Annotated in this window: 14 protein-coding genes; 3 read left to right on the top strand and 11 right to left on the bottom strand. The window is 58.3% G+C overall.

Features of this window, described 5'->3' with window-relative positions; all coding sequences use genetic code 11:
- The first annotated feature begins 94 nt into the window (after nucleotides 1-94).
- Nucleotides 95-571 carry a homoprotocatechuate degradation operon regulator HpaR gene (gene hpaR, locus PLU01S_RS14400; RefSeq protein WP_010799021.1) on the top strand — a complete coding sequence of 159 codons (477 nt, stop codon included), beginning with the start codon at nucleotides 95-97 and terminating at the stop codon, nucleotides 569-571.
- 63 nt (nucleotides 572-634) lie between these two features.
- Here the strand turns inward: hpaR and hpaI are convergent, their stop codons facing one another.
- The 8 genes from hpaI to PLU01S_RS14360 all read right to left on the bottom strand — a co-directional run bounded on the left by hpaI (nucleotide 635) and on the right by PLU01S_RS14360 (nucleotide 8,016).
- Complete coding sequence (gene hpaI, locus PLU01S_RS14395; RefSeq protein WP_074826074.1) at nucleotides 635-1,438, bottom strand: 4-hydroxy-2-oxoheptanedioate aldolase; 804 nt, start codon at nucleotides 1,436-1,438, stop codon at nucleotides 635-637.
- A gap of 63 nt (nucleotides 1,439-1,501) precedes the next feature.
- The gene (hpaH, locus tag PLU01S_RS14390; RefSeq protein WP_074826071.1) at nucleotides 1,502-2,305 is read right to left on the bottom strand and encodes a 2-oxo-hept-4-ene-1,7-dioate hydratase; all 804 of its coding nucleotides are present in this window, start codon (nucleotides 2,303-2,305) and stop codon (nucleotides 1,502-1,504) included.
- A 2-nt stretch (nucleotides 2,306-2,307) separates the two neighbouring features.
- Entirely contained in the window at nucleotides 2,308-3,615 is a 1,308-nt protein-coding gene (locus tag PLU01S_RS14385; RefSeq protein ID WP_074826066.1) for an MFS transporter, read from the bottom strand.
- A gap of 47 nt (nucleotides 3,616-3,662) precedes the next feature.
- Nucleotides 3,663-4,055 (bottom strand): 5-carboxymethyl-2-hydroxymuconate Delta-isomerase, encoded by a 393-nt coding sequence (locus tag PLU01S_RS14380; RefSeq protein WP_074826062.1) that lies wholly within the window; start codon nucleotides 4,053-4,055, stop codon nucleotides 3,663-3,665.
- Between the two features lie 67 nt (nucleotides 4,056-4,122).
- Entirely contained in the window at nucleotides 4,123-4,980 is an 858-nt protein-coding gene (gene hpaD / locus PLU01S_RS14375) for a 3,4-dihydroxyphenylacetate 2,3-dioxygenase (RefSeq protein ID WP_074826055.1), read from the bottom strand.
- A gap of 133 nt (nucleotides 4,981-5,113) precedes the next feature.
- Nucleotides 5,114-6,574 (bottom strand): 5-carboxymethyl-2-hydroxymuconate semialdehyde dehydrogenase, encoded by a 1,461-nt coding sequence (gene hpaE / locus PLU01S_RS14370; RefSeq protein WP_074826051.1) that lies wholly within the window; start codon nucleotides 6,572-6,574, stop codon nucleotides 5,114-5,116.
- A 1-nt stretch (nucleotide 6,575) separates the two neighbouring features.
- Nucleotides 6,576-7,349, bottom strand: a complete 774-nt coding sequence (locus PLU01S_RS14365) for a fumarylacetoacetate hydrolase family protein (protein ID WP_010799028.1) — start codon at nucleotides 7,347-7,349, stop codon at nucleotides 6,576-6,578.
- A gap of 10 nt (nucleotides 7,350-7,359) precedes the next feature.
- Nucleotides 7,360-8,016, bottom strand: a complete 657-nt coding sequence (locus PLU01S_RS14360) for a fumarylacetoacetate hydrolase family protein (RefSeq protein WP_074826048.1) — start codon at nucleotides 8,014-8,016, stop codon at nucleotides 7,360-7,362.
- A 151-nt stretch (nucleotides 8,017-8,167) separates the two neighbouring features.
- On the opposite strand from PLU01S_RS14360, the gene hpaA reads away from it, so the two are divergent.
- Nucleotides 8,168-9,100, top strand: a complete 933-nt coding sequence (gene hpaA, locus PLU01S_RS14355) for a 4-hydroxyphenylacetate catabolism regulatory protein HpaA (protein ID WP_074826045.1) — start codon at nucleotides 8,168-8,170, stop codon at nucleotides 9,098-9,100.
- A gap of 47 nt (nucleotides 9,101-9,147) precedes the next feature.
- Here hpaA and hpaC read toward each other — a convergent pair whose 3' ends face one another.
- Together hpaC and hpaB are read right to left on the bottom strand one after the other, a co-directional pair.
- Nucleotides 9,148-9,660, bottom strand: coding sequence for a 4-hydroxyphenylacetate 3-monooxygenase, reductase component (gene hpaC / locus PLU01S_RS14350; protein ID WP_074826042.1), 513 nt, complete (start codon nucleotides 9,658-9,660; stop codon nucleotides 9,148-9,150).
- 54 nt (nucleotides 9,661-9,714) lie between these two features.
- A complete protein-coding gene (hpaB, locus tag PLU01S_RS14345) occupies nucleotides 9,715-11,277 on the bottom strand; it encodes a 4-hydroxyphenylacetate 3-monooxygenase, oxygenase component (RefSeq protein WP_010799032.1) in 1,563 nt (520 codons plus the stop codon).
- A gap of 176 nt (nucleotides 11,278-11,453) precedes the next feature.
- On the opposite strand from hpaB, the gene PLU01S_RS14340 reads away from it, so the two are divergent.
- Complete coding sequence (locus PLU01S_RS14340) at nucleotides 11,454-12,137, top strand: SDR family oxidoreductase (RefSeq protein ID WP_074826039.1); 684 nt, start codon at nucleotides 11,454-11,456, stop codon at nucleotides 12,135-12,137.
- A 61-nt stretch (nucleotides 12,138-12,198) separates the two neighbouring features.
- Here PLU01S_RS14340 and PLU01S_RS14335 read toward each other — a convergent pair whose 3' ends face one another.
- Complete coding sequence (locus PLU01S_RS14335; RefSeq protein WP_074826036.1) at nucleotides 12,199-13,641, bottom strand: amidase; 1,443 nt, start codon at nucleotides 13,639-13,641, stop codon at nucleotides 12,199-12,201.
- Between the last annotated feature and the right edge of the window lie 4 nt (nucleotides 13,642-13,645).

The following is a 13,645-nucleotide window of genomic DNA, read 5'->3' as shown; positions in this document are numbered from 1 at the left end:
GTTGGTAAATGGCGGTATATCTGCCAATCTATTCATTGGGCTGGCGTCCGGCCCGTGCAACGATATCTTTCATGGCTCCTGGTGACTAATTGTCATGCTGAAACCGCGTCCTTCTCTTACGCTTACCTTGTTGCAGGCCCGCGAAGCGGCCATGGGGTTTTTCCGTCCGTTGTTGAATGAGCACGGCCTTACCGAACAGCAATGGCGCATCATTCGGATACTCTGGCAGCGGGGTGAAATGGAGAGCCATCAGCTGGCAAAGCAGGCCTGCATTCTCAAGCCCAGCATGACCGGTGTATTGTCTCGCATGGAGCGTGACGGGTACGTGCAGCGCTGGAAAACACCCAAGGATCAGCGGCGTGTTTACGTGAGCCTGACGGATCGTGGCCGGGCGTGCTTCGAATCCATGGCCACGGGTATGGAGACCAACTACCAGCGCATCCAGGAGCAATTTGGTGAGGAAAAGCTCAAGACGCTAATCGCCTTGCTGGAAGAACTCAAACAGGTGCGGCCTGGCTCGGAGGATGACGACGAAGAGCGCCTTGTCTATCCCGATCGGGATGACAGCTGATCAGCTGGGCAGGTAAAGCGGCCCAAGGGCCGCTGGTTCAGTTCAGGCTCGGTGCCTCATACCTTAATAGACCCCGCCACCATGTGTGGGCTTTGGAGTGTTGTGCTTGAAATGGCCTAGCAGCGTTTGAAGGCCTTTCATCAGCACCGTTGTGTCGACCCCCACCGCTACAAAGACTGCGCCCAGCTCGATATAACGCTGGGCGAGCGTCTGATCGGCTGAAAGAATACCTGCCGCCTTGCCGGCTTTAGCAATACGAACAATCGCCTCTTCAATTATGGCTTGAACGTCTGGGTGGCCTGGATTGCCACGATGCCCCAGTGCGGCAGACAGGTCAGCAGGACCGATGAACACTCCGTCCACTCCATTGACCTCCAGAATGGCATCTAGATTATCCAGGCCGGTTCGGTTCTCGATCTGGACTAGAAGACACATCTGTTCATCAGCATGATCCAGGTAGCCGGGGATCGTGTTCCAGCGTGAGGCGCGTGCCAGGGCGCTGCCTACACCGCGAATACCCTCCGGCGGATAGCGCATGGCCTTTACCAATTCCCGGGCCTGATCAGCGGATTCGACCATCGGCACAAGCAGTGTCTGGGCACCAATATCCAGAAGCTGTTTGATAAGCACAGGATCGCCAATGGGCGGCCGTATAATCGGGTGGGTGGCATACGGCGCAACGGCCTGTAGTTGAGCGAGCAGGCTGCGGACATCATTGGGCGCATGCTCGCCATCAAGCAGCAGCCAGTCGAAACCGGCGTTGGCGGCCAATTCAGCGCTGTAGGCATTGGCGAGGCCAATCCAGAGGCCAATCAGCGGGTCACCGCCTTTGAGGCGCTGTTTGAAGGTGTTAATAGGAAGCTGCATGGTAAATCCTCACGGCGGGAGGTTGGCCTGGGCATGAGCGCGCTGCCGCAGGCCAAACCGGTCTTAGACGAAGCGGCAGGCGATGCTGCCGAGCTGGTCGTAATCCACATGAAAAGTATCGCCCGGGCTTGCGTGCACGGGTCGTGTAAATGAGCCGCCCAGGATGATTTGGCCCGCCTCCAGCGTGACGTCATAGGCGGCCAGTTTATTGGCCAGCCAGGCAACGCCCTTGGCCGGGTGATTAAGCACCGCTGCGGAGACACCCGATTCTTCGATCACCCCGTTGCGGTAAAGAATGGCCGGTACGCGCCGCAGATCGATAGCGTGAGGGCGAATCGGCCTGCCGCCTATGACGACGCCGGCATTGGCAGCATTGTCGGAGATGGTGTCGAAGACCTTGCGCGTAGCCTTGGTATGGGGGTCGATCTGTTGGATACGCGCATCGATGATCTCAAGCGCCGGAATGACATACTCGGTGGCATCGAGCACATCGAAAATCGAGCAATTCGGACCCTTCAGTGGCTTGCCTAGAACGAAGGCCAGCTCGACTTCCACGCGTGGCACGATAAATCGATTGAAGGGAATGTCGGTTCCTTCTTCGAAAAACATGTCGTCGAGCAGAGCGCCATAGTCCGGCTCTGTGATATTGGATGACACCTGCATGGCGCGGGAGGTGAGGCCTATCTTGTGGCCAACCAGTTTGCGACCATCCGCGATCTTTTTTTCGACCCAGGCGCGCTGGATGGCATAGGCATCTTCAATAGTGATCTCTGGCTGCTCCAGGGACAGTTGACCGATCTGTTCCCGGGAGCGCTCGGCCTGGTCAAGACGTTCAGCGGCCGCACGGATAAAGGCGTTGTCGAGCATGGCTAGTTTCCTTGTGGATTGACGATGGCGGCAGGGGTGCGCAGTACCAAAAAGGCACCGACAGCGATGAGCGCCGCCAGAACATAGAGCGCCAGGCTGGCGCTTTGGGTGGTATCGCGCATCCAGCCAATGAAGTAGGGAGCGAGGAATGACGCCACGCTGCCAAAGGAGCTGATCATGGCAATGCCGGCCGCCTGTGTGCCTGACGATAGAAACGCCGGGGGCAACTGCCAGAACATGGGCAGCGCGGAGCTTGCGCCCATGCCTGCAATGACCAGGCCCAGCATGACAAGGGTTGTGTTTTGAGGTGCCAGCCCGGCGATGGCGATACCGGCCGCACCCATGAGGAGGGGAACGCAAAGGTGCCAGCGGCGTTCACGGTGGCGATCGGAAGAGCGGCCCGCAGCGATCATGAAGAAGCAGCCTGCCAGATAAGGGATGGCACTGAGCATGCCAACGTTGCTGTCTTGACCGATGCCAGCGCCGTGAATAAGAGCTGGCATCCAGAAGGCAAGGGTATTGACGGCCAACATGACGGCAAAATAAATCGCCACGAGCAACCACACCTGTCCGTTGCGAACAATGCCTGAAAAGGAGGTAATCGTTTTGCGCTGCTCCTCTCCCGCCAGGGCATCACGGAGTTGACGCTTTTGGGTAGGCTCAAGCCAGCTGACGCTCTCGAAGCTGTCCGGCAGGGCCTTGAGGACGACCAACCCAAGCAACACCACTGGCAGACCTTCCAGCATGAACATCCACTGCCACCCCCGCAGACCGCCGCTGTCCTTGAACAGCTCCAGAATCCAGCCGGACAGGGGGCCGCCGATGACCCCTGCCATAGGGACGGCAATGGCAAACAGTGCAGTGACCGACGCCCGCCGATGGGCCGGAAACCAGCGGTTGAGATAAACCAGGATGCCAGGGAAAAAGCCCGCTTCCGCCACGCCTAACAGAAAGCGCAGGGTATAAAAGCCGGTGGCGGACTCGATGAACATCATGCCGGTGGACAGGATGCCCCAGACCACCATCAGCGTGGCAATCCAGCGGCGCGGCCCGACACGGTCCAGCATCAGGTTGCTAGGTACGCCAAACAGGGCATAGGTAATAAAGAACAGGCCTGCGCCAAATCCATAAACGGTATCGCTGAAGTGCAGGTCGCTGCTCATTTGCAGCTTGGCGAAGCCGATATTGATGCGATCGAGATGAGCGAAGACATAGCAGACCAGCAGCAGTGGCATCAGTCGCCAGGTGATGTACCGGTAAGTTGCATCGTTTTTTTCCGAAACCGAAAGCGTATCGATTGCCTGTGCCATGGTGGGTGCCTTTTATTGTTGTTGTCAGGACGCAAACGTAACGCTGCCTAACCGGCCTGCTCGCTCAGAAAGGCATGGATATTGTTGTGCTTGTAATTGAGTTCGGCCGAGAGTTCGGTCATCTCGAACGACAGTGCCAGCAGGCGTCTGCTCTGAAGCTCGGCGAAGTGATGCTTGATCACCTCGAACAATGCATCAGCTACTTGACGCCTTGTCTCCAGGTCGCGGCCAGCACCTAGCTTCAGCGTCATATGAACGAACGCATAGTCATGTTTTCCATCAGCCATGCGGAACGTATCCATGCGGATCGCGCGGCTACGAATACCGCCTAGGGGGAAAACACCACTGTTGCCGAGACAGGCGTGGACTTTTTCAAACAAACCCGGCAGGTCTGCGTCGTGCTCAAGATTGGCCGAATATTCGGCAATAAAGTGAGGCATGGTTTTTACTCCAGCGGACGTGCATCCTCCAGGAGCCTGTGCGGACCCTGGAGGCTGCTAACACCAGTCAAACAGGAAAGATGGCGTTGATCTGGCCGGTGCCCGAGCTTCCGAACGGCTCGGTCACGATTTCGACGGGTTTGTCGTACTCAGCGCCACCCAACAGGCCCAGCAACATGGCGGTATCGTGCATCTTGCCTTCGCCATAGCAGTGCTCGGCGTAGTCTGGAAGCATGGCGCAGAACTCTTTGAAGCGACCTTGCCGCCACAACTCCACCACATGCAGGTCGACCTGCCTGTCGAATTCGCGGGTCCACTTGTGGATATTCGCCTCGGCGACCCGATCGTCCGAGAACCGGTGGGAGAGTGATCCGGATGCCAGTACCAGTACCTTGCGGTCGCTTTTTTCAATGGCGCGACGAACCGCAGCACCAAAGGCAAAGCTGTCTTCCAGCCGATGCCAGGCGCACCAGGCGGCAATGGAAATGACCTTGAGCTTTTGGCTGTCCGGTACGCCCATGTGCATGTAGCGCATGGGAACGAGTGTTCCGTATTCAAGCTCCAGGCTAGGGATGTTATGGGCCATGGTGCGGATCCCCGCGGCATTGGCTTCCCCATCGATCAGGGCTCCCAGCTCGGGATCGCCCGGATATTGATACGCCATGTCCTTGATGAAGTGCGGCAGCTCGTTACTGGTGTAGATCCCTTCGAACTGCCGCCCGCAATTGATGTGGTAACCACTGTTGACCATCCAGTGAACATCGAACACGACGGCCGTGTCGGCGCCCAGGTCGCGGGCGCGCTGACCGATGAGCTTGTGACCGGCGATGGCTGCCTCGCGGCAACCCTGGTGCTTTCCGGGCAGTTCAGACAGATACATGGATGGAACATGTGTAATCTTGGCTGCAAGGACGACTTCGCCCATGACAGTTCTCCTTGTTAGCCCCGAACAGAAGATCAGGGCGCTGTGTTGTAACTGCTTGGTCGTGATAAGCCCGAAAACCCGGGTGCTTGCCTGCCGATACCGCTAGCAGGCGCTGGCCCTGGGGCGGGAGTGGTTACACACCCCAGCGCGGGATGTGGTGACTGCCCATGGAGATGCACACGTTCTTCACCTCCGTGAACACCTCGAAGCTGTACTCGCCTCCTTCACGGCCGGTACCAGAGCCTTTCACGCCACCGAATGGCTGGCGCAGGTCCCGTACGTTCTGGCTGTTAATGAACACCATGCCGGCCTCGATGCCACGGGCCAGACGGTGCGCCTTGCCGATGTCCTGGGTCCAGATATAGGACGCAAGGCCGTATTCGGTATCATTGGCCAGGCGCAGGGCTTCGGCCTCATCCTTGAATTTGATGAGGCAGACGACAGGACCGAAAATCTCTTCCTGAGCGATACGCATCCTGTTGTCGACGTTGGCAAATACGGTGGGCTGGATGAACTGCCCCTTTGTCAGATGGGCGGGCAGGTTCGCTGGACGCTCCAGACCACCTGCCATGAGCGTGGCGCCTTCTTCCAGGCCGATCTTGATGTAGCCTGTGACCTTGTTGTAATGAGCCTGGGTAATCATCGAGCCGACCTGGGTCTTTGGATCTTGCGGATCACCCACGATCAGGCGCTTGGCGCGTGCAGCGAACTCCTCGACAAACTGGTCGTAAACCGTTTCCTGGATGAAGATACGGCTGCCCGCCGTGCAACGCTCACCGTTGAGCGAGAAGATGGTGAAGAGAGCAGCGTCCAGCGCGCGGCCTAAATCGGCGTCATCAAAGATGAGCACAGGCGATTTGCCGCCTAACTCCATGGAATACTTCTTGAGTCCTGCCGTTTCCATGATTTTTCGGCCGGTAGCGGTGCCGCCAGTGAATGAGATGGCCCGCACGTCCGGGTGACGAACCAGGGCGTCTCCAGCTGTGGCGCCATAGCCCTGCACGACGTTCAATACGCCTGGCGGAATGCCTGCTTCCAAGGCCAGACGGCCTAGTTCGTTGGCCGTAAGGGGCGACAGCTCGGACATTTTCAGCACGGCGGTATTGCCCAGTGCCAGACACGGCGCCGTTTTCCATGTCGCTGTCATGAACGGTACGTTCCAGGGTGAAACCAGGCCGCAGACCCCTACCGGCTGGTGCAGGGTATAGTTCAGCATCTGGTCATCGACCGGATAGGTATGCCCATCCATCCGTGTGCAGACTTCTGCAAAGAAGTCGAAGTTATGGGAGGCTCGGGGTATGAGTACGTTCTTGGTCTGATGAATTGGAAGCCCCGTATCCAGGGTTTCCAGCTCGGCCAGATTTGGCACGTTCTTGTCGATCAGCTCGCCCAGCCTGCGCATCAGCTTGGCCCGTTCCTTGGCTGGGGTGTTGGCCCACTTGGGGAAAGCTTCCTTGGCAGCCGCCACGGCTTGGGCGACTTCCTCGGCGCCGCCGCTGGCCACTTCGCCCAGTGCCTCGCCGGTCGCCGGGTTGTAATTGGTAAACGTTTCCTTGCTCTCGACCTCACGGCCGTTGATCCAGTGCTTGATCATTTCAGACCTCTTTGGCAGCTGCGGCGAAGAAAGCTTCTTCGCTGACGATGGTATTGACGAGGCGACCGACGCCTTCCACTTCCACGACGACTTCATCTCCAGGCACCACATCGGCAAGGCCCTCCGGCGTGCCGGTGGCGATCATGTCGCCGGGCTGCAGGGTCATGAAACTCGAAAAGTATTCGATCAGGTAGGGGATATCGAAGATCATGTCCGCCGTGGTGCCTTCCTGCTTCAGCTCACCGTTGATCCAGGTGCGCAGGCGCAGGTTGGACGGGTCTGGCACATCGGCGGTGTCGACGATCCAGGGACCGATCGGTGTGGTGCAGTCGCGGTTTTTCACCCGCAGGTTGGGGCGGTAGTAGTTCTCGAGGTAGTCGCGGATCGCGTAGTCATTGCACACGGTATAGCCAGCCAGATAGTCCAGAGCGTCCGCGCGCTTTACATGACGTGCCGGTTTGCCAATGACAGCCACCAGCTCACACTCGTAGTGCATGTACTTGACGTTGTCAGGCCGCCAGGTGATCTGCCTGTGTCCGGTATAGGTGTTGGGCGATTTGATAAAGGCCAGTGGCTCGGTGGGTGCTTTGAAAGCCAGCTCTGCCGCGTGGTCCGCATAATTGAGGCCCAGGGCAAACATGCTGCCTGTGGCGGGCGGCAGCCATTCCACCTGGTCTTCCAATAGCCGTTCGCCACTGGGCAGACGTACTGCATGGTCATCGTCGACGGTAACGGTATGGATCTCACCCTGATAGCGAATACGTGCATGTTTCATGGGGTGCTCCTTATTCCGCAACTACGGTATTGATGAGGCGGCCGATGCGGTCGATCTCGACCTCTACGCGATCACCCGGCGTGACATCGACGCGGCCCTCAGGCGTACCGGTGATCAGCACGTCGCCTTCGTTCAACGTCATGAACTCGCTCAGCTCGGCGATCAGCTGAGGGAGGGTGCGTACCCAGTTAGCCGTCGTGTTTTCCTGGCGCAGCGTGCCGTTTACATAGAGCTTGAGGGTGAGCAGATTCGGGTCGCTCACGGCCTCTGCCGGCACCAGCTCAGGACCTATGGAACAGAATCCGTCCCGGCATTTGGCCTTCACCGCAGGCCGGTAGTAGCTCTCTTCCGGCAGGCTGAATTCGTTGACGACGGTATACCCCGCCACGTAGCCCATGGCCTGGTCTTCAGTTACCCGGCTGGCCCGTTTGCCAATCACTACTCCCAGGGCTGGGCCTGCCTGCAGACGCTCCCCCTGGGGCATGATGACGGGCTGCTGGTGCCCGTTACGGGTGTTGGGCGTCTTGATGAACAGGACCGGTTTCAGTGGGGGCTGTTGGTAAGGCGATTCGTGAAACTCTTCAAGTCGGCTGCGCAAAAGGCCTTGGAAATTCAGGGCGACGCCGAACAGTGTTCCATTGGCAGATTCGCTAAGTGATCGCGACATGGCGCTCTCCCTTGTTATTGGTGTGGAAACAGGGCATACCTGTTTGGGAGTAAATAGTTAATGTGTTAACTTTATATTTAATATGTTAACTAAGGTCAAGTGTTACCTGAGTTCGCGTATGCTTGGTTCAACAACAAAAAGAATGATGTTCATGAAAAGTCTTGCGTCCGTGTCTATCCAGCCGATCCCCAACATCAACATCGGTCAGGTCTACGACCAGCGTTATGCCGATGCCGAGGTGCATTACGATGCGCTAGGCAGACTGGCGGAGTTCTTCGGGCGCAACATGCGTGCCCACCGGCATGACCGGTTCTTTCAGGTGCATTACGTGAAGACCGGCAAGGTTCGGGTGTACCTGGATGACCGGCAGTACCAGGAGCAGGGCCCTATGTTCTTCATCACACCGCCTCCGGTCCCCCATGCCTTTGTGACGGAGGAGGGCAGCGACGGACATGTCCTGACGGTTCGCCAACAGCTGGTATGGTCGCTATTGCAGGAGGTGCCTGATCTCTGGACCGCGTCGGGATTCCTGCCGATCTGTGTAGGCCTGGCCAGCCTGGAGGCTGAGTTTCGCGAAGAGGCCGAGCGGCTGGCCTCGTTGTTTGAGTTGCTAAGGCTGGAGGCGGGTACATCTCGTCCTGGCCAGGCCTGTGGCCTGATAGCCCTGACTCGCCTGATCTTTATCAGCATGCTTCGTCTCTCTCCAAAATCAATCGCGGCACAGCCTGTGCGGCAGGATGACCTGCAGTTGTTTCGGCGCTTCAATGAACTCATCGAAGCGCACTACACCGAGCATTGGCCGTTGTCCCGATACGCTGATCAGTTGGGCCTGACGGAATCGCGGCTGAACGACATCTGCCGACGTACCGCAGACATTCCCTCGAAACGGCTCGTCCATGACCGCCTTATGCAAGAGGCCAAGCGGCTGTTGGTGTTCACAGGTAGTTCCGCCAACGAAATATGCTTTCGCCTGGGCTTCAAGGATCCGGCCTACTTCAGTCGCTTCTTTACGCGCCAGGCAGGCATTACACCCAGCGACTATCGGCTCAGCCGTCGCGCCAGCACTCTGGCAATCGAGTCGTAATCCCTAAAAAAGCCGCGCCACATATGACGCGGCAAGGGGGCGACCGGTCAGGCAGCGCTGTGCTCGCGTTGCAGTCGATGAAAATTACGGCTGAAATACACCAGGCTGTCGCATCGCTCGCGGGTACAGATTTCATCGAGCTCTACGAGAAGCACCGAGTGGGTGCCGACTTCCTGGGTATCGGTAATCCTTCCCTGCAGGCTGGCCAGGGCATCGTCAAGAATCGGAACGCCCTCGCGGCCCTCCTTCCAGGCGTGACGCTTGAAGCGCTCATCCATGTCGATACCAGTCATCCCGGCAAAATGACGGGCCACTTCTTCATGTTCGCCCGCCAGGACATTCACGCACAGCCGCCCGTTCTGCTTGAAGACACTATTCATGGCACTGTTGCGGTTGATGCACACCATAACGGTGGGCGGCGTGTCCGTGACCGAGCAGACGGCAGTGGCCGTAATGCCACAGCGTCCACCAGGGCCATTGGTGGTCAGGACATTCACGGCGGCGGACAGCGACGCCATGGCATTGCGAAAGGCTTGTTGGGTTGGACTGAGTTGGGTCATGACCTCTACCTCCACGGGGCGCCGGATCAGCGATTCGGCGACAGCATTGCAGGATTACTGGCGAATACGGTCCAGCATGTTGATATCGTCCGGATTGGTCAGGTGCGGAACGGTCCAACCGTTTAGGTCGTAGTCCGACAGGCACTTCTCTACCATATCAGTCATGCTCTTCATCGCACCGGTTCCTTGTGCATGGCGCAGCGCCTGCATGCGGATCTCGTCCTGGCTCCCGGCATAGTTGATTTCGTACAGCTCATGGCGTCCGCCAAATTCCGTGCCGATGGCATCCCAAAGCAGCTTCAGGATCTTGATACGTTCCTCATGGCCCATACCGCCGGACCCGCGACAATAGGTACTCAGGTATTTGTTCAGCGTCGGGTCCTTGAGATCGCGCGATCCGGTCGGCAGGTAGATCAAGCCGCTGGCCACGACCTGCTCAATGATCTTCTTGATCTCCGGATAGGCTTGTGGCGCCAGCACACGGTAGGCTTGCAAGGCTTGAGCGCTGGGTAGCCAGGCGCCGTTTTTCCACTCGGAAGCATTACCGTACATGGCGTCAGTAAGTGACCAGAAAAGGTTACGCCATGCGACCACTTCGCCCATTTGTGCCTGCACGCCGCGGAACTCCAGCGAGCCGGTGCATTGCAGTGCCTTGAACAGTGCACCGGTGATGAAGTCCAGTTTGACGGCCAGACGGGTACAGCCTTGCATGGGGAACAGTCGACCAAAGCCGCCTTGTGGAAACCATTGCTTGCAGCGATCGAAATCTCGATAGATCAGAATGTTCTCCCATGGGATGAACACCCGATCCATGATAAGGATGGCGTCGTTCTCGTCGAAGCGGCTCGACAACGGATAGTCAAATGGAGAACCCGTCATCCCTGCCACCAGCTCATAGGAGGGACGGCAGATCAGCTTCATGCCCTTGGTATTCATCGGGGCGATAAACATCAAGGCGAAATCTGTGTTGTCTCCGAGCAGCTGCGCAGAGCCTTGCCCCACGAAGTTATAGTGTGTCAGGGCCGAGTTGGTCGCCACGACTTTCGCGCCGCTGACGATGATGCCACCGTCAACTTCTTCATCCACGGAGATGAATACGTCCTTTACCTGATCGACCGGCTTGTCGCGATCAATGGGCGGATTGACGATAGCATGGTTGAGGTAGAGGCACGCTTCCTGGATACGCTTGTACCAGGTGCGGGCATTCTGCTCGAATTTGCCATAGAACTCGGCGTTGGCGCCCAGTGCGCTGCCAAAGGCGGCCTTATAGTCCGGTGTGCGGCCCATCCAGCCATAGGTCAGACGCGACCACTCGGCGATGGCATCACGCTGTTCGCGCAGTTCATCAGCGTTACGGGCGAAGCGAAAGAACTTGTGTGTATAGCCGCCGTTGCCCGTGTCGGTTTCCCAGCAGAGCGTTTCTCTGGTTTCGGGATCATGGAGGGCGTCGTACAGCTTGGCCATAGAGGCCGCGGCGTTACGGAAGGCCGGATGGGTAGTGACATCCTTGACGCGATCGCCATAGATGTAGATTTCACGATCATCACGCAGGCTGGCCAAGTATTCTTCGCCCGTCAGTGGACGGTTTTTCTCGGCACGATAATCTTCGGGCATCATGAGGGCATGTCTCCGTATCATTGTTCTTATGCAGGTAATGCGTAACGCTTGGAAGAGATCATGAGCCTGCCGCCGCGGCGGAAGAATGGCTTTTCCAGACAACCGCTTGTACTTTTCATGGAGCGATTTCATCTGCCATTTCAGGCTGATGAATCTCGCCAGGGGAGCTGAACGAAATGAATGTATTGATCGTGGGTGCGTCACGGGGTATCGGATTGGCGCTGGTTACGCAGTACCTGGAACGCGGTGCGCAAGTCTTTGCGCTGGTTCGTCGGTCTGATAACGAAGCCTTGCAACAATTGAGCGCGACTTACGGCGATCGGCTGGTGCTGCTGTCCGGCGATATGACGGACCCGACACTAATTCCTTCTCTCAAGAAGCAATTGCAGAACACAACGCTGGATCGTCTGATCGTCAACGCAGGGATTTATGGACCTGATCACCAGGATGTCATGGCAATCAATACCGAAGAGATTGCAGAGTTGTTCTCGACAAATACAGTTGCGCCGCTGCGTATTGTCGAAGGGTTAAGCCATTGCATCGCAGACGGCGGTGTGGTGGCGTGTATGAGTTCCCAGATGGGAAGTGTCACGCTTGATCGTGCCGCAGATATGCCGTTGTATGGAGCCAGCAAGGCGGCCCTGAACAGCCTGCTCAGGAGCTGGGCATCCTCGCATACCCCGTTGTCGTTCAGTGTGCTGGCGTTACACCCGGGGTGGGTTCAGACCGACATGGGCGGCCACTCGGCACCACTGACCACAACCGAAAGCGCTAAGGGTCTGATTGCCGTCATCGAGCAGCAGGCGGGTCGCTGCCAGTGTGATTTTGTCAGCTACCAGGGCGAGTCGCTGCCCTGGTAAGTTGAGGCACGTTAGTACGGAAATAAGGCACAGGACCTGCTCCGTCCTGTGCCTCGTACTTTTATGCACAGACCAGTGGCTTGCGGTTCGCCCAGGGTTGGGCGCGTTCGAGTTGTGCCCCCAGCGCAAGCAGGGTGTGCTCCTCACCAAAGCGTGCCGCAAAATGCGAGCCGAGTGGCAGTCCATTCTCTGTCCAGTAGAGCGGAACGGACATGGCCGGTTGGCCGGACGCATTGAACAGCGCCGTGAAGGGTGAATAGCTATGGAAGGCTTCGATTACTTCGGCCAGGCTGAGGCTGGGGTCAAAGGCGTCCAGGTCACCGATCAAGGGTGGTTCCCGAGTCAGGGTTGGCGTCAGGATCAGATCATGGTCAATCAGGAAGTAAGCCAGCTGCCTGCCCAGCGCATGGATGCTTTCTACCGCGGCGGCATAACGTGCGGCCGGAATATCACCCCGCTCGCGTAGAATGATGCGCGTACGGGGGTCCAACTCTTCGTCTGCTACAGGTTGCCCTCTCAGCTGGCCGACCATATCCAGAAAGTTTCGAGTGCTTGGGCCAATGATATTGAAGAGGTGGTCCAGAAGTCCCGGCAGATTGACGGGTAGCGTGGCAAGCTCCACATGATGGCCGAGCTGCTCGCACAGCCATGCAGTATGACGTACCGCCTTCAACGCCTCCGGACTTGTTGGCCACGGTCCCAGTTGCTCGATCACCGCGATACGAAGCGGTGCGGGATCAGCCGAGACGGCCTGGACGAACGGCATCGCTTGAGCCGGCGCTGCGTAGGGCGCACCCAGGTCCGCCCCAGCGGTGGCGTCCAGCAGAAGGGCACTGTCGCGTACGGATAACGTAATGGCATGGGGCGTCCCCATTCCGGCCCACCCTTCGCCTACCAGCGGACCGGAAGGCAGTCGGCCTCGGGTGGGTTTCAGACCGAAGACCCCGCAACAGGATGCCGGGACACGCAGTGAGCCGCCCCCATCGTTACCATGAGCAAACGGGATGGCACGGGCAGCGACCAGGGCGGCAGCACCACCGCTGGACCCGCCGGCACTGCGTTCCGTATTCCAGGGATTTCGGGTAGCGCCGAAACAGGTCGACTCGGTGGTGTAGGAGGTTCCGAATTCCGGTGACGTGGTCGTGCCTGCAAACACACAGCCCGCGCGACGCAGACGGGCAACCACTTCACAATCAAGATCAGCGCGTGCCTCACCCATGACGCGCGAGCCCTGTGTCATGCGGGCGCCCTGGACAGGGGAGAAGAGGTCCTTGATGAGGGTCGGAACACCGGCCAGTACGCCTTGTCGGGCTTCCGGTCGTTGTGCCATCTGCCGGGCCACGTCATAGCACCGCTCGCTGATGGCGTTGAGTTGCGGGTTCACCCGGTCGAGCCGCTGGATCGCCGCGTCGAGCAATTCGATTGGCGTCACTTCACCTTGCCGTACGAGCAGGCTCAGGGCTGTGGCATCCAGGGTGTCCAGCAGGTAGTCGATGTCATTCATAAGC

The sequence above is a fragment of the Pseudomonas luteola NBRC 103146 genome (assembly GCF_002091675.1).
GTDB classification, from domain to species: domain Bacteria; phylum Pseudomonadota; class Gammaproteobacteria; order Pseudomonadales; family Pseudomonadaceae; genus Chryseomonas; species Chryseomonas luteola.
Note: the sequence above shows the minus strand (reverse complement) of the source record. Positions and strands in the feature narration are given on the sequence as shown.

Bases quoted from the DNA above. Each gene is read 5' to 3' on its own strand.
- hpaR (WP_010799021.1), top strand. From the start codon at position 95: ATGCTGAAACCGCGTCCTTCTCTTACGCTTACCTTGTTGCAGGCCCGC.
- hpaI (WP_074826074.1), bottom strand. From the start codon at position 1,438: ATGCAGCTTCCTATTAACACCTTCAAACAGCGCCTCAAAGGCGGTGAC.
- hpaH (WP_074826071.1), bottom strand. From the start codon at position 2,305: ATGCTCGACAACGCCTTTATCCGTGCGGCCGCTGAACGTCTTGACCAG.
- PLU01S_RS14385 (WP_074826066.1), bottom strand. From the start codon at position 3,615: ATGGCACAGGCAATCGATACGCTTTCGGTTTCGGAAAAAAACGATGCA.
- PLU01S_RS14380 (WP_074826062.1), bottom strand. From the start codon at position 4,055: ATGCCTCACTTTATTGCCGAATATTCGGCCAATCTTGAGCACGACGCA.
- hpaD (WP_074826055.1), bottom strand. From the start codon at position 4,980: ATGGGCGAAGTCGTCCTTGCAGCCAAGATTACACATGTTCCATCCATG.
- hpaE (WP_074826051.1), bottom strand. From the start codon at position 6,574: ATGATCAAGCACTGGATCAACGGCCGTGAGGTCGAGAGCAAGGAAACG.
- PLU01S_RS14365 (WP_010799028.1), bottom strand. From the start codon at position 7,349: ATGAAACATGCACGTATTCGCTATCAGGGTGAGATCCATACCGTTACC.
- PLU01S_RS14360 (WP_074826048.1), bottom strand. From the start codon at position 8,016: ATGTCGCGATCACTTAGCGAATCTGCCAATGGAACACTGTTCGGCGTC.
- hpaA (WP_074826045.1), top strand. From the start codon at position 8,168: ATGAAAAGTCTTGCGTCCGTGTCTATCCAGCCGATCCCCAACATCAAC.
- hpaC (WP_074826042.1), bottom strand. From the start codon at position 9,660: ATGACCCAACTCAGTCCAACCCAACAAGCCTTTCGCAATGCCATGGCG.
- hpaB (WP_010799032.1), bottom strand. From the start codon at position 11,277: ATGATGCCCGAAGATTATCGTGCCGAGAAAAACCGTCCACTGACGGGC.
- PLU01S_RS14340 (WP_074826039.1), top strand. From the start codon at position 11,454: ATGAATGTATTGATCGTGGGTGCGTCACGGGGTATCGGATTGGCGCTG.
- PLU01S_RS14335 (WP_074826036.1), bottom strand. From the start codon at position 13,641: ATGAATGACATCGACTACCTGCTGGACACCCTGGATGCCACAGCCCTG.